Source organism: Ruegeria sp., from assembly GCF_965199275.1.
In the GTDB taxonomy this organism is placed as follows: domain Bacteria; phylum Pseudomonadota; class Alphaproteobacteria; order Rhodobacterales; family Rhodobacteraceae; genus Ruegeria.
The window spans coordinates 186,413-205,872 of the sequence record NZ_CBDAQX010000023.1; the positions used below are offsets into that span (position 1 = coordinate 186,413).

Consider the following 19,460-nt stretch of genomic DNA (forward strand, 5'->3'; position numbering starts at 1 on the left):
AGGACCTGGTGCATTTGAAGCCAGCTATCGACCAAAAGCAGCTCAAGTTTGTTTGACCCTGAGTTGCTGCGAGCTGTCGAGAACATTCTGAATTGTCCGGTGTAGGTAACATGCCAATTGTCCGCTTCAGTTGATTGCGCGGTGGCCCAATTCGGAGGGAGCCGTAGGCGACCGTAGATTTGGGCCACCGCGTTCGCGCCACGTCGAAGCGGGTCACGCGACTTTGTGTTTGCTATCCTCCTGTGTGATGGGTGATCCGTCAGGCTGGTAGCGGCCAATGCATCTCGGGCCGTGGAAGATGACCAGTTGACCATCGGGGTATTCGTGGACCCTGACCTTCGCCTTGACGAAATGATGACGGTGCCTGTCTGCCGCGATCTGCATGACCAGGCCCTTGTAGCGCACCGTATTGTCGTTGCCGACGACGCGGTCTTCCTGCACACACAGGGTGTCGCGCACATTGCCTGTAAACGGCACGAAGGCCGAGGTCGTATCCTCCGGCTCCTTTGCAAACAGGGCATTGTGTTCGGGAAGATAGACCTCTTTCAGGAACTGATTGGCCTCTTCAATGGTTGTGATCCCATGGGACCGCAGTTCCTGCGGCAATCGGTTCTGGAACGTGCCAAACATGCGTTCAGACCGTCCACGGGCCTGCGGTGAATAGGCCGGGATCAGCTCAATGCCGAGTTGCTGCAAGGCGCGCCCGACCTGGGTCAGATTGTCCTTGTCCACTTTGCCGCCCGCTTCGGGCGTATGCCAGTAATGAGAGCCCCGATCGGCATAGAGCGAGCAAAACAGACCTTGCGCCTCGATCACCTCTGTCAGCCCCTGAAAACTGCTCATCGTCCCTTCTTCCTCGACAAAGAATGCCGAATAAACCCGGTTGGTGGCATCGTCCATGGTGACGATCAGATCCCACCACTGACCCGGAACCCATTCATGGCTGGAGCCGTCCTGATGCAACATCATGCCAACCATCGGACGGCGGGGCCGCTTGCGCCGATGGGCACCTCGTCGGGGTGCTGCCTGAACCCGGCCGTGGCGCTGCAGTGTAAGCCGCACCCAGTTGTAGCTCTGTGTGAAACCATGGTGGGCCACCAGCTTCTCGTGGAAATGCTTCGGCGTGTAATCCCAGTACTTGGTATCAAACAGTTCAAGCATCTCCATGACCTTATCCGTGGCAACACGATTGTTGGCCAGTTTGCCAAGCCGACGGTCGTACAGACCTTCTGCACCATCCGCCTCAAATCGATCCTCCCAACGCCTGACGGTGCGCACGGATACACCCAGTATCTCAGCCGCCTGTTCTTGCGTCAGCTTGTTCGCGCTTCGCCGCGAATACACATCTTCAAACTTCATCAGTCGAACTTCCTGTAACACTTCTGCTCGGTTCATAACGCCTCCTCTCAGAGACAGAATAGAACCGGACAGATCGCATGTTACATACACCGGACATATCGCGTGTTAGCGACACTGAGTTGCTGCGAGCTTGTGAAGCGTCGCTGCGGGCTTTAGCATGTTCGTGGGCCCGTAGGACAAAATTGACATTTGTTCCTTATTTGTTCTACTAGAAGAAGCTCACGGCAGGAGGCGCTTATGTACGACAACGTGCACATACCATGGGAAATCTCTGAAGAACGCCGTATGCGCTACGCGACTTCTTCCAGAGAGGCTCAAGCAGCACGAAAGCAAGCAAACAAGCTGGCCGAGGCAAGCCCAGATAGTGAGCTTTCTCTAACGTACGATCCCAATGACGACATGGCAAAACTCCCATCGAATGGCCAAAGAACTCTTTCTTTGTTCAGTGGCGGTGGCGGGTTTGATCTTGGTTTTGATCGAGCAGGCTTCGAGCATTTTGCTTCTTACGAATTGCTTTCGTTCGCTGGAGTCACTCTTGGCCAGAACCGACCAGGTTGGAAAGTGCATTCCGGTGAAGATGGTGACGTGAGAAGTGCCGATTGGCGTGAGTACAAAGGTCAGATCGATGTGGTTCATGGTGGGCCGCCATGCCAACCGTTTTCAATCGCGGGTAGGCGAGAGGGTAGCCAGGATCATCGAGACATGTTCCCAGAGTTTATTCGGGCTGTTGACGAAATACGGCCTAAGGCCTTTGTCGCAGAAAATGTTCTAGGTTTTCTATCAGCGAGGTTTAAGGACTACCGAGAGAAAGTCATTACCAAGCTTTCCAAGAACTATCATGTAACAGTTTTCGTCCTTTCTTCAGCGGATTTCGGTGTTCCGCAGGTCCGCAAACGTGTTTTCATAGTCGGGGCGGCGAAGCGACTAAGAAAGAAATTTGACCCAGCTAAAATAGAGGGTAGCGGAGTTCAGCGTGGAGTTCGTGAGGCTCTTGGGTTGCGGGATATTGGGGTAGATGGATTTGCACCAACACTTAGATGCACGCTGACTGGCCCAAGGCAAACAACTTCGATTGCCAACAGCACTGCCTCCGTCGTCAAGTGGACGGAGTTTGGTATCTGGCCGCATGGGGTATCACCAGATCGTTCGATCGCCGACGCATTTCCTACAAAAAACCAGACGTATCGTTTGTGCGTGGAAGAGTGCCAGATACTTCAAGGTTTCCCTCTAGATTGGCAGTTTCATGGTGCGGTCTACCAGCGGCTAGGCCTGATTGGAAACTCCGTCTGCCCACCGGTCGCATACGCTGTGGCGCGAGGAATATACGATCAACTCTTGAGAGATTGAGAGACTAGCGCACGCAAGGTTGAGGCGTGCTCATCTGTGATTTTGGGGAATCTCTCAAGCACTTGCTTTGGTATGTGCGGATTGTTCAAAGTGCTACCACGTTCGATGACGTAGACACATCTGAGCTTGAGGATTTCAAGCATTCGTGATGGTGAGTAGCCCTGATTGAGGTCAAAGAGGTCTCTGTATTCTGCTATCTTAAGCTGCTTCTTGTGCAGCGCTTGAGCGTCTTCCAGTGAGTAGACTTCCTTTTCACCGACCAAGGCGTACATGTCTTGCGCAGTTAAGTTCTTGGCGGCTAGCTGAGCCAGTTTGAAATCAACTTCAATGTACTTTCGCTTCTCTTCAATCCACGGAGCCATCATATCTGGCGAAGCATACCTGGTGAATTTAAGCGCGTTTCCACGTGGCGTGTAAAACCCAAAAAGCCAGTGTTTGTTCTGCCACTTGAGAATGTGGTCCATTCCAAAATCTCGAACTGTAGTGACCGAGTCCTTGGTGGTGCTTTTCAGTTCGAACTCAAGGACTTGTCCAGCGATTTCCAAAGTTCCATCTGTGCCGGAACGCGACCTTTCGGTAGGTTGGCTGAGTTGGAACAATTCCAACTGTTCGAGTTCTCTTCGGTCGTCTTGTACAGCCAACTACTTACCGTCCACACTTTCCATTGAGCACTCCATTAAACCCGACTCACGCACTAATCTAGATTGTGTCCGCCCATCACCAAAGATGCCATAGCGAAAGCTACCTCAACGATGAGAAAACTTCATCACCTCGCTGCAGCACTGGCAAGCCGGCGCTCGATCCAACAAACGAAATACGTCATTCATTGGTTAGCATCCGCAGTTTGGTATTGGCGAAATGCAAGGTTAAAACTGCACCAAACAAAATTGGAATGAGTGCGCATACCGCAGCGAAGACGAGGACAAGACAAGCGCCAAGCAGGCCTAGCTCGGGACCAATGTCGAAAAGGCTCAAGTGCACAAACCCAGCAAGGTAGATCACGCTTGCTCCAAGAAAAAGATAATAAATTGGCAACAGGGGGTGAATCACGTTTCGTTCCGCTCGCTCCAATGCAGAACGGCGGATTTGTTTCCAGTTGTCGCTTGGCCTTTGCATTTGCTTACTCCCTTGCGAATTCGATCCAAGTGTGAACTTCGTCATCCGTTACATTCCGACCCTTCAATTGTGACTCGTACCAGCGCGCGGCGATGGCCCCGCGTTTCTCACTTTTTATCTTGATGCCAGCACCATCCAGGTACTGATCGAGCGAGGTCTCGATACTCTTCAGGGCTTCGAAATCGTGACCGGCACGTATGGACTGAGTGCCAAGCAGCAACCAAGCAACGTCGACCTGATATCGTCTGTGCATCTTGATCAGCGCTTCGATTGGGATGCCGCGCTTACCCTTCTCATAGCTGTGATAAGCCCGATGTGAGACGTCAATCGCTTCAGCCATCGCAGCCTGTGAAACGCCAATTTCGCTACGTGAGATGGCTAGGCGTGCACCTACTTCCGCAAATATATCAGCATCTTCTTGCGCCATTCCGACTTCCCAATTGACGAAAGCGCAATTTTGTATAAACATCGCACAAAATGACGCATATTTCCGTTTGAATCCATCTGAGCACGTCAGAAGGTACCAAGCAAGCGATTCCATGCGTACGCATGATTCAACTCAGGTGGATAAGGATGACTGAAATGGCAGAGACCGACAAATCAGACAGCTCGCAAATCCTGGGGCTTGGTAAGACGCCTGCCCAATGGGTCGAGGTTATGTCTGGCATGGGGATCGACATCTCGGAGCGCACGCTGCGCGAACGGGCCAACGATACAGGGGCATTCTACCGACTTGGGCGCACCATGCTGATCACACCCGCGCAGATCGACAAGATTTTTGAAGGAGGCCAGGCATGCCGCTCCAAATCTACAAGAGGGGTCGCTTCTACTGGGCTAAGGGCCGGGTCGAATACAACGGCAGGCCAATCGCAGGCCCATACCGGCGAAGCACTAAGGCATCTACAGAAGCGGGCGCACGGGACTGGATAAACCGCGAAACCGAGCTCCAGATACGTCGCCATGTAGTTGGCGATGAACCGAGCAAGACGTTCTCGGATGCGATCATGCTCTACAACGCCTCCCCCAAGACCGCGAAGCAGTTGATTCCAATTGTCGAAGAGATTGGCGATATGCCTTTGGGTGCGATCTCTGGGGCGCTTTTGAAAGGTCTGGGGCCGAAACTCAAACCAAAGGCATCGACCGACACTTGGTGGCGCGAGATAGTGACGCCAGCGAGTGCGGTGATCAACAACGCGCACGAGTTGGAAGGCACGCCGCTGATCCGGGTGAAGCCCTATGACAAATTCGAGCGCATTGCCCAGGACAAACGGCGAGGGAAAACCAGCCGTGTTGAACGAAAGCCCGCCGATAAGGAATGGATTGAGGCCTTTTGTCGTGCGGCCGATCCGTACAACGCGGCTTTGGTTCGGTTCATGTTCGAGACAGCGGCGCGGATCGATCAGGCTGTCTCAATCGAGCCTGACGATCTGCGGCCCGCCGAGAACAAAGTCCGAGTGAAAGCACAAAAAGGCCACCCCGAAGGCTGGATCACCGTTTCGCCTCAGATGATGGACGAGTTGCTGGCCTTGCCGCCCAAGCGGCCAAAGAACCGCAAGACAGGCAAGTTCATGAAGCCACGCGTGTTCGGCTACGGCAGCTCCACCGGCTACAACACACGCTGGAAGACGATCTGCAAGAGTGCGGGCATCCCATACCTCTCAGCACATCCCGCAGGACGGCATGGCTTCTTCACTGAATTGGTGGTGCGCCAAGGCGTCGATCCGGTCACTGCGGCCAAGGCTGGCCGCTGGTCCGACCCCAATTTGCCCATGCGCATCTATGCCCACGCAGAGACGGATGAGGCCGATGTCAGGGCCCGTTTTCGTACAAACCACGTACAGGCGGACACTGTACAAACATCCAAGAGCAAGAAATCACAGAAGGAATAGCGCTATGAACGGTTCCCTCCTAAGGGGCAGGTTGCAGGTTCGAATCCTGCCGGGGTCGCCACTGCAGATGTCGGAAATACCTTCAATCAACGGCGAAAACCTCATCTTGAGGTCGGTGTTGGCGCCAAGGCATTTTCCTCAAGCAAAGGTTTGAAATCTGGGTTAGAAATCAAACACGATGTCAATGACTGGCATTTCGCAATACACAGGTACCTTCTTGCCCAGCGGACTAGCCCCTGCCGAACTGATCGCAATCCTTGTCGCCGTGACCGACAACCAGCCGCGTGTCATGACCTTGCGGGGGGGTGAGGCGCTGCCATCGGGGCCGTTCGAATCCTCTCATCGCAGCCTACAGAGCAGCCTGCGTGCTTGGATTGAAGCGCAGACCGGCCATCCTGTGGGGTATCTCGAACAGCTTTATACCTTTGCGGACAGGGATCGCGATCCTCGGTCTGGGGATGTAGAAACCTCGCAGCGGATCTCGATCAGCTATCTAGGGCTGGTACGCGAACAGGATGCAGCCGGAGCAGGGCGCCCGTCCTGGCGCAGCTGGTACCGATACTTCCCGTGGGAAGACCATCGCGACAGTATCCCCGAGGAAGTGCCACGTATCGCTGATCGCCTGACGGCTTGGGCTGGGGCAGATCCGCTCAAGGCTCAGCGTGTCGACTATCTGTTCGGTCTGAACGGAAAGACGTGGAACGAGGAACTGGTTCTGCAGCGCTATGAGCTGATGTATGAGGCCGGTCTGGTCGATGTGCCCGAGTTTGGCTTGCCCATGGCGGGCGACAACCGCCGCATCCTTGCCACTGGCATTTCGCGGCTACGGGCCAAGATCAAATACTCTCCGGTCGTGTTCGAGCTAATGCCCGAAAGCTTTACCCTGCTTCAATTGCAGCGCACGGTCGAGGCGCTGTCGGGTCTGCACTTGCACAAACCCAATTTCCGCCGCCAGATCGACCAGCAGGAACTTGTTGAAGAAACAGGCGAAATCTCGAGCGGCACCGGCGGCCGCCCAGCGCGATTGTTCCGGTACCGACCCGCCATTCTTGAGGCCCGCATGCTGTCGGGCGCAAGGCTGCCTCTGTCCAAATCCTGAGTTGCGCTTGACATAATCTCGAATCGAGAATAATCACGGCTCGGATGTACTCGAATCGAGTATAAATGGAGGAGCCAATGAAAGATTTCCGCCTGCCAGAGTTGTACGATCGGGTTAAGCAAATCATTCCGCCAGCTGAATGGATGCAGTACGAAGAGGATCTGGAAGCCATCCTCGACCTGAAGCGGCAGAAGAATGCCGTCATCCTTGCGCACAATTACCAAACGCCCGAGATCTTTCACGGCGTGGCCGATATCGTAGGCGACAGCCTTGCCCTGGCGCGCGAAGCCGTTGAGGTCGACGCCGATGTTATCGTGCTGGCTGGCGTGCATTTCATGGCTGAAACCGCGAAGCTGCTGAACCCTGAAAAAACCGTGCTGATTCCGGATACGAGGGCGGGATGTTCGCTGGCAGATTCCATCACGCCCGAAGATATCGCACTGTTGCGCGAAGCCCATCCGGGTGTGCCGGTGATCACCTATGTTAACACGTCGGCGGCGGTGAAGGCTGCCTCAGATATCTGCTGCACCTCGGGCAACGCGGTTAAAGTGGTGGAGTCCCTCGGGGTGCCGCGTGTGTTGATGATACCGGATGAGTACCTTGCCAAGAACGTCGCCAAAGAAACCGATGTCGAACTGATGCATGGCACGGGCATTGCGAGGTGCATGAGCTGTTCTCCCCGGACGACATTCGGGCGATGCGCGAGGCATGGCCGGGTGTCACGGTGCTGGCCCACCCGGAATGTCCGCCCGAGGTCGTGGCCGAGGCGGATTTCTCAGGCTCTACCGCTGTGATGTCGGACTTCGTCGGCGAAAAGAAACCTGCAAGGGTTTGTCTGCTGACCGAATGCTCCATGAGCGACAATGTGGCGTTGAATCACCCAGACGTGGAATTCGTGCGTCCGTGCAATTTGTGCCCGCATATGAAGCGCATCAGTTTGGGCAATATCCGAAAAGCGCTGGAATTGGGTCGCCACGAAGTCACCGTCGATCCCGCCATCGCCGACGATGCGCGCCGTTCGGTCGAGCGGATGCTGGCCGTGAAATGATCCGGCTTGAGGGGCTCCATGACCGGATCGCCATCATCGGTGGCGGCATCGCAGGGCTGGTGGCTGCACTGGAACTGGCGCCGCAGCCTGTGGTGCTGATCACTCGCGCCGGGCTGGGGCAGGAATGCTCAAGCGCTTGGGCGCAAGGGGGGATTGCTGCCGCGCTGGGCGCAGATGACGATCCGACCCGGCATCTGGCTGATACGCTGCGGGCCGGAGATGGACTGTGCGATGCAACTGTCGCCTCGGGGATCCTGTCAGAGGCCGCCGAGGCGATCGCAATGCTTGAGCGATACGGCGTTCGCTTTGACAGGGCGCAGGATGGCACTTTTGCCCTGGCGCGCGAGGCTGCGCATTCCCGCCGCCGCATTCTGCATATCGGCGGTGACCGCACCGGGGCCGAGATCATGTCCGCTCTGACCCGCGCGGTGCAGCATTGCCCCTCGATCACCTGCTTATCGGGCGTCGAGGCCCGACGGCTTGTGACCGCCGATGGGTGCGTGGCCGGTATTCATCTGCAAGCGATGGGTCAAGCGGCCGTATTGCGGACAGCTCGGGTCATTATGGCGACAGGTGGGTGCGGGGGTCTGTTCGGCGCCAGCACCAACCCGTCCGGCAATTTCGGGCAAGGGCTGGTGATGGCCGCACGCGTTGGCGCAGCTCTGCGCGATATGGAATTCGTGCAATTTCACCCGACCGCACTTGATACCGCCCAAGCACCTTTGGCCCTGATCAGCGAGGCGGTGCGGGGAGAGGGGGCAACTCTGATCGATCAGAAAGGCAAGCGGTTTATGGCGCATATCGCGAATGCCGATCTGGCCCCGCGCGATGTGGTGGCCCGCGCCGTGCATCACGTCATCGCAGGCGGAGGGCGCGCGTTTCTTGACGCCCGCGCCGCGCTGGGTGCGGGCTTTGCCAAACGTTTCCCCGGCATTCAGGCCCTGTGCGCAGCCCAAGGCATCGACCCTGCTCGCGACCCGATTCCGATACGCCCGGCTGCGCACTACCACATGGGTGGCATTGCCGTTGACCAGACCGGCCAGAGCACGCTGCCCGGGTTGTGGGCCATCGGTGAATGTGCAGCGACCGGCTTGCACGGGGCCAATCGCCTTGCCAGCAATTCTCTGCTTGAGGCTGCTGTGATGGCGCGTCGCGCCGCCAGCGATGTTGCCGCCAGCACGATGCGCGCCCGGTCCTTTGTTCCCAACCCCGCTGCATTGCCTGATCCCGATCCCGGCGCTGTCCGGCCGATAATGTCGCAGCATCTGGGTGTGATCCGCCATGGCGCTGGGCTGCGGAACGCGATCTCGAACCTGTTGCCGCATGTTCGGTCATGCGAGCCTGCCTCGGACCCGGCCCTGGTGGCGCTTGCAATCGCGGTTTTTGCCGAAAAGCGCCGGGGCTCCTGCGGCGGGCACTATCGTAGCGACTTCCCTGTTCCAGAGACCAATCCGCGATCAAACCTGATGAACCTGACCGAAATCCTGTCGCATGCGGGTTCGGTCGACCAAGAGCCCCAGCTGAGGACAGCCTGACCCATGACTGCCATGCCCCTTTCCCCGTTGCCGCGCACGATGCTCGAGCCGATGATCCGGTGCGCTCTGGATGAAGATCTCGGCCTGGCGGGCGATGTCACTTCTGCCGCCGTCATTCCGCCAGATCACCGATCCGAAGTCGTCGCGAGCGCCCGTCAACCCGGTTGCATCGCCGGTCTGGACTGTGCCGAACTGGCCTGCGCCTTGGTTGATCCGGCCATCACGGTGACTCGTCACGTCAAGGACGGAGACCCTGTTGCAATCGGCACTGAAATCGCAACATTCCAAGGGCCGTCCCGCAGCCTGTTGATCGCTGAACGGACCGTGCTCAATTTCATCGGTCATCTCTCGGGCATTGCCAGTGTAACCGCTGATCTGGTGCGCCGTGTCGAAGGCACACGTGCCTCGATCGCTTGTACCCGCAAAACAACCCCGGGTCTGCGCGCGCTGGAAAAATATGCCGTGCGCGCTGGCGGAGGCATGAATCACCGCTATTCCCTAAGCGACGCGGTGCTCATCAAGGACAACCACATCGCCATTGCCGGAGGCGTCGGCCCAGCGCTGACCAGCGCGAAACAAACGGTCGGCCATATGGTCAAGATCGAGATCGAGGTCGATACGCTCGCGCAGTTGGAGCAGGTTTTGGAAATTGGTGCAGATGCTGTGCTGCTCGACAATATGACCCCGGCCACCTTGCGCGAAGCAGTGGGTATGATTGATGGGAGAGCCATTGCCGAAGCCTCCGGCGGGATCACACCCGACAGCGTGGGCGCTGTCGCTGAAACCGGGGTTGATCTGATTTCCATGGGCTGGATCACCCACAGCGCTCCCTGCCTTGATATCGGTCTGGATTTCGTCGCAAGTCACCCCTGAAAACACTGGCCGCAGAATACTGGACACTGCGGCCTTCGCCGGCCCAGAGGGTAAGCGTCCACGATATTTGGAATACAACAAGTCATAGAGTCGAGGGTTTAGTCGATCTGACTAGATCTAATCTCGTCTCAATAAGGGAGCGCGGTCATCCTCAGAATATGCTTACCCAGTAGGTCTACGTCTTGGACGCGTAAGTGATACCAGTGTTCATCCAGTTGCTGAGCAGTTCTTTGCGCTCGGGACTTTGCGACCGCCGCTGATCTTGTCCGTAGCGAGAACGATGTTTTTCCGGTGGTATAGTGGTGATCGAGGTCCTTTGGGACCTGCCCTAGGAAGTAGAAGACCCCATCTTTCACAAATGAGAAGGGAACGGTTTTGCTCTCCAGCATGTACTACGCCCTTGGTCGGTTCCATTTAAAGTTTAAGGAAAACAGTAGCTTACTTGTCGGGAGTGGTGCCCCGGGGGCTGCTGGGTTTTTCCCTCAGCTCCCGTTACAGGCACTTTCTGAGGACCTCAAGCGGGTAACCTGTCCCGTAGGAATGGCCTACACCATCTGTACGCCAACCTCCGATCTGATCGTCCACGTCTGCTGGACACTCTACGGCTCTCAGACGATCCCGCATTGAGTGCCTGAAACCGTGCATGGTGTATCCCGCTGGGACAAGCTCCTTCATCCACTTGTTCAAGGCGGCACTAGCCGCATTGGCATTTGTGGTATCGGACCTGTTGTATCTTGGGAATGCGAACTGAGACGAGCCAGCTTCTTTGAGTGTGCGCTGCGCTGCCCATCTAGCGTTTCCTTCAAGTGGTACATCACGTTCACTGTCCTGCGTCTTCAAACGACGCCATGGATGGCGGCGAACGCGAACTGAAAGAGAACCATCGTCCGCACACATGAAGTCCTCTTTTCCCAGCCCAGCAGCCTCTGCAAGCCGCATACCTGTGTCTGAAACCAAAGCCACCAACCAACGCAAGTCGTCATCAAGTTCCCTGCATTTCGCCTGAACGGTCACTATCGCTTCTCTAGGCAATGGGTTGCGGCCAGAGACCCCAGCAGAGCGGTCGTAGTAAACTCCAGAGAAAGGGTTGTGCAGCGAATGCCCCTGCTCACTCGCTGCGAAGTTGGTAACGGCTCTGACTGTACCGAAAATCCTTGTGAGGCTGCCCCCGCGAGACCACGCGCGATGAGTGTGTCGCGGATCTTGTTCGCGTCCGCTTTGGTATAGGCTTGGAGGTGTTTGTCGCCACAGGCATCAATCACGTAGCCACACGCTGTCTGAGCGCCTCGGTGAAAAGTCAAGGGGCGTCCTTGGCCCTTCTGTGTAAGACAAATCTCGACTGCCTCAGACAACAGTACAGAGGCAGCAGAAGTCTCGTTCAGAACAACTGGTGTTACGGCCGAGTTGGCTGCGCCAAGACGCAATATGTGCTTTCCAGGCAGTTCTGTATCCTGCGACCTCAGGTGAAACCAATACTCATCCAGTTGATCAGCCGCTCTTCTTGCTCTCGTCGCCGCCACGTTTGCCGCGTGAGTACGCAAAGAAAATGCGATCCGAGAAGACGAGTAGTAGCGGCAAAGCTCCTTGGGGATGCGGCGACTGAAGTAAAAAACACCCTCTTTCACGAAGGTGTACTTGGGTGAAATGGTCTCTGACATGGTCTACGGCTCCAACCTGCTGTTAAAAGCTGGAGTGAAACCAAGGGTTTGCCTGAGGAAGTGGTGCCCGGGGGCGGAATCGAACCACCGACACGAGGATTTTCAATCCACTGCTCTACCCCTGAGCTACCCGGGCACGGGAATGGCAATAGCCATTGGGTGGAGGCCTTCTATGACTTGCACCAAGCAGTGTCCAGAGGCTTTTTGACATTTTTTCAGTGCGGACGGTGGGGGATGTCTTCGGGTTCGGAAATCGCGTCCTCGATATCCTCTTCGCGCTGCGAGGGCACGGCGTAGGATCCGTTTAGCCACTTTGCCAGATCCAGATCCGCACAGCGTTTGGAACAGAAAGGACGGTATTTGGAAGCCGTCTTTTCCTGACAGATCGGGCAAGTCATTCCAGCACCTCACTCAAAGGGATGCGCCCACGTTTGCGTTGTAGCTCGAAATGGCCCAACGGTGTCCAACCTGCCAGCGTCGTTTCGATCCCATCCGCCTTGAACGCGGTGCGTAGGGCTTGCTCCAGACCATGACGGTCTTTCTTGGGCATCGGAGCCATGTCGATCGTGATTTGCCCGCCCAGACCGCGCACCCTCAGGGCGCGTGGAAGGGTCTTGGCGCAGGCGAAATTGGCTTTTGTACCGGCTGCGAGCGACGTGTCGGTGCCGGTATTCACATCCACCGCAATAAGCGCGCGGGTGGGTTCGATGTATAGATGCCCTCCGCCCGGCAGAGGCTCGGCAATGCCGCGGGCAATGTCCAGAGCGTCCAGAACGCCGTGATGTTCGAAACCACCGGCCTCGGTCACAACATCCGCCGGGTCGGTCCAGTCTCGCCAGGCCAGGATATGAGGGCCGTCACCCTCGGCCAAGGTTTCAGGCTCGGTGCCCGGATCGTTCAGGACCTGTTCGGCCTGCGTCAGCATGGCACCGATGTCTTCGGCGATGTCATCCGCGTCCGCACCAACGCAGCATGACCGCAGAATCAGGCCATAGGCGCTGTCGCCCATGACCTCGTGGGCGATTTCCAGCAGGCGGTCGCGCTCATCCTCATCTTTGATGCCGCGCGAGATGTTCAGGCCCGGAGCCTCGGGCGTGACAATCGCATAGCGGCTTTTGAACAGAACGCGGTCGGTGACCGGAACGGCTTTGCCGGGTTCAGCGAAACCTGTCACCTGCACCAGCAGAAGCGCTCCGGGTGCGAGGCCCTTGACCTGACGCAGAAAGGCGGGCCCATCCGGTGTGGTGAGGAACATGCCGCCTTGGCCTTTGACCGGGCGATCCGCGCGGGCGCGGTAGATCGTGCCGGGGGGTGGTGCGTCTCCGGCGATCAGAAAATCGTCGAGCTTGCCGTCGACCATCAGCGCGGCTGCTTCGCGGCCTTCAAAATGGTCCAGAACGATTGTGCGGCCTTTCATGGCACCTCTCTGTACAATGGGTAGCCGATTGCCTGCAAAAGTGCGGCGGTCTCGGACAACGGCAGACCCACGATGCCGGTGAACGATCCGGAAATCCAGGGAATGAACGCCCCGGCCGGGCCTTGGATGGCATAACCACCCGCCTTGCCCTGCCAGTCATCCGTCGCAAGATAGGCGTTCACCTCGACATCCGACAAGCGTTTCATCTTGACCTGTGAGACCACGTCGCGCTGCAACACCCGATCTCCGCAGCACACCGCGACCGATGTCACGACCCGGTGCCGACGCCCGGACAGAGCATGCAGGAACTCGGCCGCTTCGCCTGCGTTTTCGGGTTTGCCCAGAATGCGACGCCCCAGCGCCACCGTGGTATCTGCGCACAAGACAATATCTGCACTATCCGCCTGAACTGCCTGCGCTTTTTCGCGCGCAATACGGCTGCAATAGGGAACCGGAAGCTCGCCCTTCAAAGGCGTTTCGTCTATGTCAGGAGGGCGCACGGCATCGGGCTGCACGCCAAGCTGCGCCAGCAGGTCCAGCCGCCTTGGGCTGCCCGATCCGAGGATAAACGCCATAAGGTAGGGCGTTACTTGAAGCGGTAGTTGATCCGACCCTTGGTCAGATCGTAAGGGGTCATCTCGACCTGAACTTTGTCGCCGGCCAGAACACGGATGCGGTTCTTGCGCATCTTGCCTGCCGTATGTGCGATGATCTCATGGCCGTTTTCCAGCTCGACCCGAAACGTCGCATTAGGCAGGAGTTCCTTCACGACACCGGGAAATTCGAGCGTATCTTCCTTGGCCATGTTGTCTCCATCATTACGTTGCACTCGCAGAATCTGCGAGGATGTGCGCTTAAATGAGCCTATTTTTCCCTTATTTCAAGGGCGGAATCACTAAAGCGCGGAGAATGTGACAGATTCGACTCGGGGGGATTGCTCGTCCCAGTGGGTGCGATTCAGGACATGCCCGTCGGCGCGGACATCGGCGATGGCGCTCAGGTCGATATCGGCATAAGACCAGCCTGGTTGGTTCAACACCCCTTCGGCCAGAACGCCTGTCTGTGGAAAGCCCTTGTCAGGTGGGCCAAAAATACCGCCCGTCCCGGTGTTCATATCCACGGCTTCCGACCAGTCATTGTTCCCCACCAAGGACGCCATGACCGTAACGTATTGATTTTCCAAGGCACGCGACATCGCCCCAATGCGCACGCGCCAATATCCGGACAGCGCTTCGGTGCAGGAGGGGACAAGGATCAGATCCGCATCGCTCAGGGCGCGGCCTAGCAGGGGGAATTCGCTGTCATAGCAGATCAGTACGCCGATCTTGCCCAATGCCGTGTCGAACAGCTTGAGGGGGCCACCGGGGGCGATGTCCCATTGTTCGCGCTCGAACCGGGTCATAATCTGCTTGTCCTGATGGTCCTGACGGCCATCCGGCGCATAAAGTTCAGCCCGGTTCACCGGACGCCCTGCACCTGTTGCGACTGGGGCCGAAGCCCCTAGGATGTACGTCTTGTATTCCTTCGCCAAGCGCTGGTGCAGGTTCTGCACATCTTCCATCCGGTCCGAGACCGCCTGAATCGACCGCTCCAGATCGCCTGCCACGTCGGCCCCGTCCAGCGTCGACAGCTCCATTGCGCCGTATTCGGGAAAGACCAGCAACTCGGCCCCGTTTCCGGCGGCCTGCGCCACCCAGGCGTTCAGCTTGTCCTCATACTGCGCCCAACTGTCGAGCCAATTAAGGTCGTAGGCGGCGGTGGCGACTCTCATCGATCTGTCCTTCGATACTGATTTGTCGGGACACTAAGTGACGATGGCCGGGCGTGTACAGGCCCAACCTTTCGGTCGGACTAAACGACGACAAAGTGAATTGGAGGTCTCAGGCTCATGTGGTTTATTCGAACCCGGAGGGCAATATGCAAAAACCTGAAAGCTTCGAGAAGTTCTATTTCGCCAAGGTCGGCATGGGCGAGGCCTGCGGCTGCGCTGAACGTGTCATTGACGTCTATGAGTTCAATCGCAAACGCGGCGCCCAGAGCAAAGACAGCTTGGTCCCGAAAAAGCGCAAGACCAGGTCACTCCGCGGCTGGGCCGTCAAATACGGTTTGATCAGTCGAAGGCGTCAAGGTTGAGAACTTTGCCTCGCCTGTCTTTCAAGACTTCCTCAGAACTTTGCTGCAGTTCAAGCCTGCGTTGATTGGGTATGGCACCGGAGACTGCCGGCAAGGCTCATGCTGACAAATCACGGATCCAAAACTGCAATGGCTTGAGCGTCTCGCCCTCGTCCCCGACATCTTTCCACGAGAATTGAGCAATGGCTCCGGGCAATGGTTCATAGCCGCGGGATTTCCAGAACGTATCAAGCGGGCGATAGGTTGCAGGCCGCATGGGGTGATCTGCCGGGCGTTGGACGCTGCAGAAAGCGCATTTGGTGAAACCCTGCGCGCGGGCATGGGCCTCGCGTTGGTCGAAGAATTTGTGACCGACGCCTTGGCCTCGGTAGTCGGACAGAAGGACGGATTCGGCACAGTAGAAGATCTGTGACAGGTCCAGACCTGTGCCTTGAAACGCGGCGGCGAAATCGTCAGCGTGGTCGGTCAATGGCGCGCCCGTCGAGGCTCCGATCAGGCGGCCATTGTCGAAGGCGCCGACAACGATGGCATTGTCGCTGTCGCGATAGGATTGCAGGTAGCTGCGCTCGTATTCGAGGTCGCCATCATAGAGGTAAGGCCAGGCCCGAAACACCTCGATCCGCAGGCGCGCGACGTCGTCCAGAGCGGCCTCAAGCGCCGCTCCGGTCAGGGGCCGGACGGATGTGACCTCAGCCATTCGAGACCTGTTTGGTCCAGTCCGCAAGGTTGTAGAAGGTGGTGACGCGGGTGATCTTGCCGTCATGCAGGTCAAAGAACGAGCCTGCGGGCAGGCGGTAGGTCTGGCCATGCGCTTCGGGCAGGCCCTCGTCGGTTTCCAGATAGGTGCCGTTGACGATGAACTCGGCCGCGGCGCGGGTGCCACCTTGGGCATCGAACACCACGATATCGGTCAGGTTCTCTTTGTAGCAGCGGTTCATATGGGCACAGAAAGCTGCGAATTTCTCTTTGCCGACTCGAATTTGGCCTTCGTTCACATGATGGGCCACGTCATTGGACAGACAGGCCAGCATGCCATCGACATCGCCGGCGTTGAAGGCGTTGAAATAGGTCTTCACGGTCTGGTTCATGGGTCACTCCGTTGGTTCGCCCCAGCGGTCTTTCAGATGCTTGATGATCTGATCGCGGGTCTGTCGGTAGTGATGTAGCTTTGATTCCCGTGTCTCGCCCATCCCGGTAGGGTCCATTATTGGCCAATAATCGACATCGAGGTGGAAAATCCGCGTCAGCTCTAGCGCCCGCCGCTGACTGGCCGGGGACAAAGCGACGATCAGATCGAACGAGCTGAGGTCGTCGCCCCATTCCTGCATCTCGTCAAAGGATCGGGTGCGGTGGCGGGACAGCTCAACGCCCATTTCCTGACAGACCGCGATACAGAAGCCGTCAATGTCCAGATCGTTGCGGACGCCAGCGGACTGCACATAGGTGCCGGTGCCGTAGAACTTTTTCATGATGCCTTCGGCCATCGGAGACCGAACCGAGTTGTGGTCGCAACAGAACAGAATGGACTGCGGCAGAGGCGTCACCCGTTAGCCTCCGAAATGTAGCACGCAGATCAGCGTGAACAGGCGTCGGGCGGTGTCGGTGTCTACGTCGGCCTTGCCTTCCAGCCGTTCCTGCAGAACCCGGCTGCCTTCGTTGTGAATGCCGCGCCGGGCCATGTCGATGGTTTCGATCTGGCTGGGCGGCAGAGATTTGACCGCGTCGAAATAGCTTTGGCAGATCTGGAAATAGTCTTTTACCACCTGCCGGAACGGCCCGAGGGACAGGTGGAACTCGGCCGCTTTCTGGCTGTCTTCGGTGCTGATATCAAACACCAGTCGCTTGTCGCGGATCGAAAGCTGCAGGTGATAGGGGCCGTCGGGAATGGCGCGATCATCCCGCTGAGGCAGGTCAAAGCTGTTCTCCTCAAGCAGATCATAGATGGCGACCTTGCGCTCCTGCTCGATCTCGGGGGTCGGCGGGGGCAGGTTCCGGTCATCCAGTTCGATATGCGAGATACGGGTCATTTTAACGGTCACATCCTTCACGTCTGCTCAGACCTATAACAATGGATTTCAATGGGCAACGCACAGAAACGCTACAAGCTGGCGATCGTTGCGTCCCATCAGCCGTTAAGCCGGTTCAGACGTGCGGTGACGGACAAACCATGCGCCTCGAGGCTTTCCGATTGCGCCAATGTCTCAGCCGCGGGTCCGATGGCGCGCAGCGCTTCGGGGGTCATCTGGCTGAGGGTGGTGCGCTTGAGGAAGTCCATCACGCTGAGGCCGGATGAGAACCGCGCCGAACGTGCCGTGGGAAGCACATGGTTGGGGCCGCCGACATAGTCGCCAATGGCTTCGGGCGTGTATTGGCCAAGGAAAATCGCGCCTGCGTGGATGGTCTTCTCGCTCAGCGTCACCGGGTCTGCCACGCAGAGTTCCAAATGTTCCGGCGCGATGCGGTTCGACAGCGCGGCGGCCTCATTCAGATCGCGCACGGTGATGATCGCACCAAAGTCGCGCCAACTGGCGCCGGCGATGGCGCGGCGTTGCAGGGTCTCAAGGCGTTTTTCAACGGCCTGCGCCACGGCCTGACCGAACCCGGCATCATCCGTGATCAGGATCGACTGCGCGCTTTCATCATGTTCGGCCTGGCTGAGCAGGTCCAACGCGATCCAGTCGGGCTCATTGTCTTTGTCGGCAATCACGAGGATTTCCGAGGGGCCCGCGATCATGTCGATCCCGACCTTGCCGAACACCCGACGTTTGGCTGCGGCGACAAAGGCATTACCCGGGCCGGTGATCTTGTCGACCGGAGCGATCGTGTCGGTGCCATAAGCCAGCGCGGCGACGGCCTGCGCGCCTCCGATACGGTAGATCTCATCTACACCGGACAGTTGCGCGGCCAGCAGGACCAGCGGGTTCGCCTGCCCGTCGGGCGTGGGTACGACGATGGCCAACCGTTCAACCCCTGCCACCTTGGCCGGGATCGCATTCATCAGAACGGATGAGGGGTAGGAGGCCAAACCGCCCGGCACGTAGAGACCCGCCGCCGAGACAGCCGACCAGCGCCAGCCCAAAGTCGCGCCGGTCTCATCAGTCCACTGGTGATCCTCAGGCATCTGCTTTTCGTGATAGGCGCGGATACGCTCTGCGGCCAGTTCCAGCGCCGCGCGGTCTTCCGGGGTCACCTGTGCGACGGCTTCGGCAATTTCGTCAGCCGAAAAGGCCAGTGTCTCAGGCGTCAGTTCCAGGCGGTCGAATTTCGCGGTCAGCTCGATCACCGCCGCATCGCCACGGCTGCGGACATCGTCGATGATCCCGGCCACCACCGCATCCACATCCGGGCTGTCTTCGCGCTTGGCCGATAGAAGCGTTTGAAAGGCGGCTTCAAACTCGGGCGAGGTGGTGTCGAGGAAAACGGGCATGATCTGGCACTCCGGAGCGTTTCACGGGGACATATCGCCCGTTAGGGTTGGTCTCAACCCTTCTCGGCCGGGTGCAGCGATTTGCGCAGGGGGAATTGGGTCATCCCATGCCACTCTTCCACATCGCCTGCCGAAACCCAGCCATATCTGAGGTAGAAGGCCCGCGCTGTGTGGGTTGCATCAAGATAGGCCTGCGCACAGCCCTGATCCGCTAGCTCCTGCTCCAGCCGGGCCAGCAGGGCCCGTCCGATACCACGCCGCACATGGCCGGGATCGACATAAAGCAGTGAGATCATCGAGCCGTGGCGCAGCCCTCCGACGGCCACGATCTGTCCGTCCAACTCAGCCACCCAGATATCCGATCCGCTTTGTATCCAGCCGCGAACGGTCTGCGGGTCTTTATTGGATGTCCACAGCGCCACAAGTTCGGGGTCTTTGTGGTGATCCGCCGCGCAGAGATGGGTGATCGAGCGGATCAACACCTGGCTGATCTGGAACACATCGAAAACGGTCGCACGGCGCAGCTCCAGACCCGAGGCGGGTCCAGAGAAGGCCTGCG

25 protein-coding genes, 1 tRNA gene and 1 pseudogene are annotated in these 19,460 nt (G+C 57.9%); 8 read left to right on the forward strand and 19 right to left on the reverse strand.

Features of this window, described 5'->3' with window-relative positions; translation table 11 throughout:
* Positions 1-213: 213 nt before the first annotated feature.
* On the reverse strand, positions 214-1,395 hold the full coding sequence (locus ACOERD_RS23570; RefSeq protein WP_419737631.1) for an ISNCY family transposase: 1,182 nt from the start codon (positions 1,393-1,395) through the stop codon (positions 214-216).
* A gap of 201 nt (positions 1,396-1,596) precedes the next feature.
* On the opposite strand from ACOERD_RS23570, the gene ACOERD_RS23575 reads away from it, so the two are divergent.
* On the forward strand, positions 1,597-2,706 hold the full coding sequence (locus ACOERD_RS23575; protein WP_419740673.1) for a DNA cytosine methyltransferase: 1,110 nt from the start codon (positions 1,597-1,599) through the stop codon (positions 2,704-2,706).
* Here ACOERD_RS23575 and ACOERD_RS23580 read toward each other — a convergent pair.
* The 3 genes from ACOERD_RS23580 to ACOERD_RS23590 all read right to left on the reverse strand — a co-directional run bounded on the left by ACOERD_RS23580 (position 2,688) and on the right by ACOERD_RS23590 (position 4,249).
* Positions 2,688-3,347 carry a hypothetical protein gene (locus tag ACOERD_RS23580; RefSeq protein ID WP_419740674.1) on the reverse strand — a complete coding sequence of 220 codons (660 nt, stop codon included), beginning with the start codon at positions 3,345-3,347 and terminating at the stop codon, positions 2,688-2,690. The genes ACOERD_RS23575 and ACOERD_RS23580 overlap by 19 nt on opposite strands.
* Positions 3,348-3,525: 178 nt before the next feature.
* Positions 3,526-3,867 carry a hypothetical protein gene (locus ACOERD_RS23585; protein WP_419740675.1) on the reverse strand — a complete coding sequence of 114 codons (342 nt, stop codon included), beginning with the start codon at positions 3,865-3,867 and terminating at the stop codon, positions 3,526-3,528.
* Positions 3,827-4,249, reverse strand: a complete 423-nt coding sequence (locus tag ACOERD_RS23590) for a helix-turn-helix domain-containing protein (RefSeq protein ID WP_419740676.1) — start codon at positions 4,247-4,249, stop codon at positions 3,827-3,829. Before ACOERD_RS23590 ends, ACOERD_RS23585 begins: the two co-directional genes overlap by 41 nt.
* A gap of 155 nt (positions 4,250-4,404) precedes the next feature.
* Here ACOERD_RS23590 and ACOERD_RS23595 point away from each other — a divergent pair, with 155 nt between their 5' ends.
* From ACOERD_RS23595 to nadC, 6 genes and pseudogenes are all read left to right on the forward strand, one after another.
* The gene (locus tag ACOERD_RS23595) at positions 4,405-4,752 is read left to right on the forward strand and encodes a hypothetical protein (protein ID WP_419740677.1); all 348 of its coding nucleotides are present in this window, start codon (positions 4,405-4,407) and stop codon (positions 4,750-4,752) included.
* 74 nt (positions 4,753-4,826) lie between these two features.
* Positions 4,827-5,711 (forward strand): tyrosine-type recombinase/integrase, encoded by an 885-nt coding sequence (locus tag ACOERD_RS23600; protein ID WP_419740678.1) that lies wholly within the window; start codon positions 4,827-4,829, stop codon positions 5,709-5,711.
* Between the two features lie 217 nt (positions 5,712-5,928).
* Positions 5,929-6,810 carry an NrtR DNA-binding winged helix domain-containing protein gene (locus tag ACOERD_RS23605; protein ID WP_170661073.1) on the forward strand — a complete coding sequence of 294 codons (882 nt, stop codon included), beginning with the start codon at positions 5,929-5,931 and terminating at the stop codon, positions 6,808-6,810.
* A gap of 143 nt (positions 6,811-6,953) precedes the next feature.
* A pseudogene (gene nadA, locus ACOERD_RS23610) lies at positions 6,954-7,858 on the forward strand (quinolinate synthase NadA).
* A complete protein-coding gene (locus tag ACOERD_RS23615) occupies positions 7,855-9,393 on the forward strand; it encodes an L-aspartate oxidase (RefSeq protein ID WP_419740679.1) in 1,539 nt (512 codons plus the stop codon). Before nadA ends, ACOERD_RS23615 begins: the two are co-directional and overlap by 4 nt.
* 3 nt (positions 9,394-9,396) lie before the next feature.
* Positions 9,397-10,266, forward strand: coding sequence for a carboxylating nicotinate-nucleotide diphosphorylase (gene nadC, locus ACOERD_RS23620; protein ID WP_419740680.1), 870 nt, complete (start codon positions 9,397-9,399; stop codon positions 10,264-10,266).
* 128 nt (positions 10,267-10,394) lie between these two features.
* Here the strand turns inward: nadC and ACOERD_RS23625 are convergent, their stop codons facing one another.
* From ACOERD_RS23625 to ACOERD_RS23665, 9 genes are all read right to left on the reverse strand, one after another.
* Positions 10,395-10,655: a DUF6538 domain-containing protein gene (locus ACOERD_RS23625; RefSeq protein WP_419740681.1), complete on the reverse strand. Its 261-nt coding sequence runs from the start codon at positions 10,653-10,655 to the stop codon at positions 10,395-10,397.
* 103 nt (positions 10,656-10,758) lie between these two features.
* Positions 10,759-11,205 carry a tyrosine-type recombinase/integrase gene (locus ACOERD_RS23630; RefSeq protein WP_419740835.1) on the reverse strand — a complete coding sequence of 149 codons (447 nt, stop codon included), beginning with the start codon at positions 11,203-11,205 and terminating at the stop codon, positions 10,759-10,761.
* Between the two features lie 74 nt (positions 11,206-11,279).
* Positions 11,280-11,924 carry a DUF6538 domain-containing protein gene (locus ACOERD_RS23635; protein WP_419740682.1) on the reverse strand — a complete coding sequence of 215 codons (645 nt, stop codon included), beginning with the start codon at positions 11,922-11,924 and terminating at the stop codon, positions 11,280-11,282.
* 61 nt (positions 11,925-11,985) lie between these two features.
* Positions 11,986-12,060 (reverse strand) — tRNA-Phe (locus ACOERD_RS23640).
* A 79-nt stretch (positions 12,061-12,139) separates the two neighbouring features.
* Positions 12,140-12,322 carry a DNA gyrase inhibitor YacG gene (locus ACOERD_RS23645; protein ID WP_419740683.1) on the reverse strand — a complete coding sequence of 61 codons (183 nt, stop codon included), beginning with the start codon at positions 12,320-12,322 and terminating at the stop codon, positions 12,140-12,142.
* The gene (locus tag ACOERD_RS23650; RefSeq protein ID WP_419740684.1) at positions 12,319-13,341 is read right to left on the reverse strand and encodes a ribonuclease E/G; all 1,023 of its coding nucleotides are present in this window, start codon (positions 13,339-13,341) and stop codon (positions 12,319-12,321) included. The genes ACOERD_RS23645 and ACOERD_RS23650 overlap by 4 nt, the downstream gene beginning before the upstream one ends.
* Positions 13,338-13,916 carry a Maf family protein gene (locus ACOERD_RS23655; RefSeq protein WP_419740685.1) on the reverse strand — a complete coding sequence of 193 codons (579 nt, stop codon included), beginning with the start codon at positions 13,914-13,916 and terminating at the stop codon, positions 13,338-13,340. The genes ACOERD_RS23650 and ACOERD_RS23655 overlap by 4 nt, the downstream gene beginning before the upstream one ends.
* Before the next feature lie 11 nt (positions 13,917-13,927).
* Entirely contained in the window at positions 13,928-14,146 is a 219-nt protein-coding gene (gene infA, locus ACOERD_RS23660; protein ID WP_005978431.1) for a translation initiation factor IF-1, read from the reverse strand.
* Between the two features lie 90 nt (positions 14,147-14,236).
* Positions 14,237-15,112 carry a carbon-nitrogen hydrolase family protein gene (locus ACOERD_RS23665; RefSeq protein ID WP_419740686.1) on the reverse strand — a complete coding sequence of 292 codons (876 nt, stop codon included), beginning with the start codon at positions 15,110-15,112 and terminating at the stop codon, positions 14,237-14,239.
* 146 nt (positions 15,113-15,258) lie between these two features.
* Between ACOERD_RS23665 and ACOERD_RS23670 the strand changes: the two genes are divergently transcribed.
* Positions 15,259-15,474 carry a hypothetical protein gene (locus tag ACOERD_RS23670; protein ID WP_419740687.1) on the forward strand — a complete coding sequence of 72 codons (216 nt, stop codon included), beginning with the start codon at positions 15,259-15,261 and terminating at the stop codon, positions 15,472-15,474.
* 97 nt (positions 15,475-15,571) lie between these two features.
* Here ACOERD_RS23670 and ACOERD_RS23675 read toward each other — a convergent pair whose 3' ends face one another.
* The 6 genes from ACOERD_RS23675 to ACOERD_RS23700 all read right to left on the reverse strand — a co-directional run bounded on the left by ACOERD_RS23675 (position 15,572) and on the right by ACOERD_RS23700 (position 19,401).
* Complete coding sequence (locus ACOERD_RS23675) at positions 15,572-16,171, reverse strand: GNAT family N-acetyltransferase (RefSeq protein WP_419740688.1); 600 nt, start codon at positions 16,169-16,171, stop codon at positions 15,572-15,574.
* Positions 16,164-16,562 carry a ketosteroid isomerase-related protein gene (locus ACOERD_RS23680; protein WP_419740689.1) on the reverse strand — a complete coding sequence of 133 codons (399 nt, stop codon included), beginning with the start codon at positions 16,560-16,562 and terminating at the stop codon, positions 16,164-16,166. The genes ACOERD_RS23675 and ACOERD_RS23680 overlap by 8 nt, the downstream gene beginning before the upstream one ends.
* 3 nt (positions 16,563-16,565) lie before the next feature.
* Positions 16,566-17,018, reverse strand: a complete 453-nt coding sequence (locus ACOERD_RS23685; protein WP_170379877.1) for a low molecular weight phosphatase family protein — start codon at positions 17,016-17,018, stop codon at positions 16,566-16,568.
* Positions 17,019-17,021: 3 nt separating this feature from the next.
* On the reverse strand, positions 17,022-17,501 hold the full coding sequence (locus tag ACOERD_RS23690; protein WP_170379879.1) for a UPF0262 family protein: 480 nt from the start codon (positions 17,499-17,501) through the stop codon (positions 17,022-17,024).
* A 98-nt stretch (positions 17,502-17,599) separates the two neighbouring features.
* Positions 17,600-18,901, reverse strand: a complete 1,302-nt coding sequence (hisD, locus tag ACOERD_RS23695) for a histidinol dehydrogenase (RefSeq protein WP_419740690.1) — start codon at positions 18,899-18,901, stop codon at positions 17,600-17,602.
* A 53-nt stretch (positions 18,902-18,954) separates the two neighbouring features.
* Positions 18,955-19,401, reverse strand: a complete 447-nt coding sequence (locus ACOERD_RS23700; RefSeq protein ID WP_419740691.1) for a GNAT family N-acetyltransferase — start codon at positions 19,399-19,401, stop codon at positions 18,955-18,957.
* Positions 19,402-19,460 lie beyond the last annotated feature (59 nt).

Excerpts from the sequence above, each read along its gene's own strand:
- ACOERD_RS23675 (WP_419740688.1), bottom strand. The coding sequence starts at position 16,171 with ATGGCTGAGGTCACATCCGTCCGGCCCCTGACCGGAGCGGCGCTTGAG.
- infA (WP_005978431.1), bottom strand. The coding sequence starts at position 14,146 with ATGGCCAAGGAAGATACGCTCGAATTTCCCGGTGTCGTGAAGGAACTC.
- ACOERD_RS23600 (WP_419740678.1), top strand. The coding sequence starts at position 4,827 with ATGCTCTACAACGCCTCCCCCAAGACCGCGAAGCAGTTGATTCCAATT.
- hisD (WP_419740690.1), bottom strand. The coding sequence starts at position 18,901 with ATGCCCGTTTTCCTCGACACCACCTCGCCCGAGTTTGAAGCCGCCTTT.
- ACOERD_RS23585 (WP_419740675.1), bottom strand. The coding sequence starts at position 3,867 with ATGACGAAGTTCACACTTGGATCGAATTCGCAAGGGAGTAAGCAAATG.
- ACOERD_RS23690 (WP_170379879.1), bottom strand. The coding sequence starts at position 17,501 with ATGACCCGTATCTCGCATATCGAACTGGATGACCGGAACCTGCCCCCG.
- ACOERD_RS23655 (WP_419740685.1), bottom strand. The coding sequence starts at position 13,916 with ATGGCGTTTATCCTCGGATCGGGCAGCCCAAGGCGGCTGGACCTGCTG.
- ACOERD_RS23625 (WP_419740681.1), bottom strand. The coding sequence starts at position 10,655 with ATGCTGGAGAGCAAAACCGTTCCCTTCTCATTTGTGAAAGATGGGGTC.
- ACOERD_RS23630 (WP_419740835.1), bottom strand. The coding sequence starts at position 11,205 with ATGCGGCTTGCAGAGGCTGCTGGGCTGGGAAAAGAGGACTTCATGTGT.
- ACOERD_RS23570 (WP_419737631.1), bottom strand. The coding sequence starts at position 1,395 with ATGAACCGAGCAGAAGTGTTACAGGAAGTTCGACTGATGAAGTTTGAA.
- ACOERD_RS23575 (WP_419740673.1), top strand. The coding sequence starts at position 1,597 with ATGTACGACAACGTGCACATACCATGGGAAATCTCTGAAGAACGCCGT.
- ACOERD_RS23590 (WP_419740676.1), bottom strand. The coding sequence starts at position 4,249 with ATGGCGCAAGAAGATGCTGATATATTTGCGGAAGTAGGTGCACGCCTA.
- ACOERD_RS23615 (WP_419740679.1), top strand. The coding sequence starts at position 7,855 with ATGATCCGGCTTGAGGGGCTCCATGACCGGATCGCCATCATCGGTGGC.
- ACOERD_RS23635 (WP_419740682.1), bottom strand. The coding sequence starts at position 11,924 with ATGTCAGAGACCATTTCACCCAAGTACACCTTCGTGAAAGAGGGTGTT.
- ACOERD_RS23645 (WP_419740683.1), bottom strand. The coding sequence starts at position 12,322 with ATGACTTGCCCGATCTGTCAGGAAAAGACGGCTTCCAAATACCGTCCT.
- ACOERD_RS23670 (WP_419740687.1), top strand. The coding sequence starts at position 15,259 with ATGCAAAAACCTGAAAGCTTCGAGAAGTTCTATTTCGCCAAGGTCGGC.
- ACOERD_RS23680 (WP_419740689.1), bottom strand. The coding sequence starts at position 16,562 with ATGAACCAGACCGTGAAGACCTATTTCAACGCCTTCAACGCCGGCGAT.
- ACOERD_RS23665 (WP_419740686.1), bottom strand. The coding sequence starts at position 15,112 with ATGAGAGTCGCCACCGCCGCCTACGACCTTAATTGGCTCGACAGTTGG.
- ACOERD_RS23595 (WP_419740677.1), top strand. The coding sequence starts at position 4,405 with ATGGCAGAGACCGACAAATCAGACAGCTCGCAAATCCTGGGGCTTGGT.
- ACOERD_RS23650 (WP_419740684.1), bottom strand. The coding sequence starts at position 13,341 with ATGAAAGGCCGCACAATCGTTCTGGACCATTTTGAAGGCCGCGAAGCA.
- nadC (WP_419740680.1), top strand. The coding sequence starts at position 9,397 with ATGACTGCCATGCCCCTTTCCCCGTTGCCGCGCACGATGCTCGAGCCG.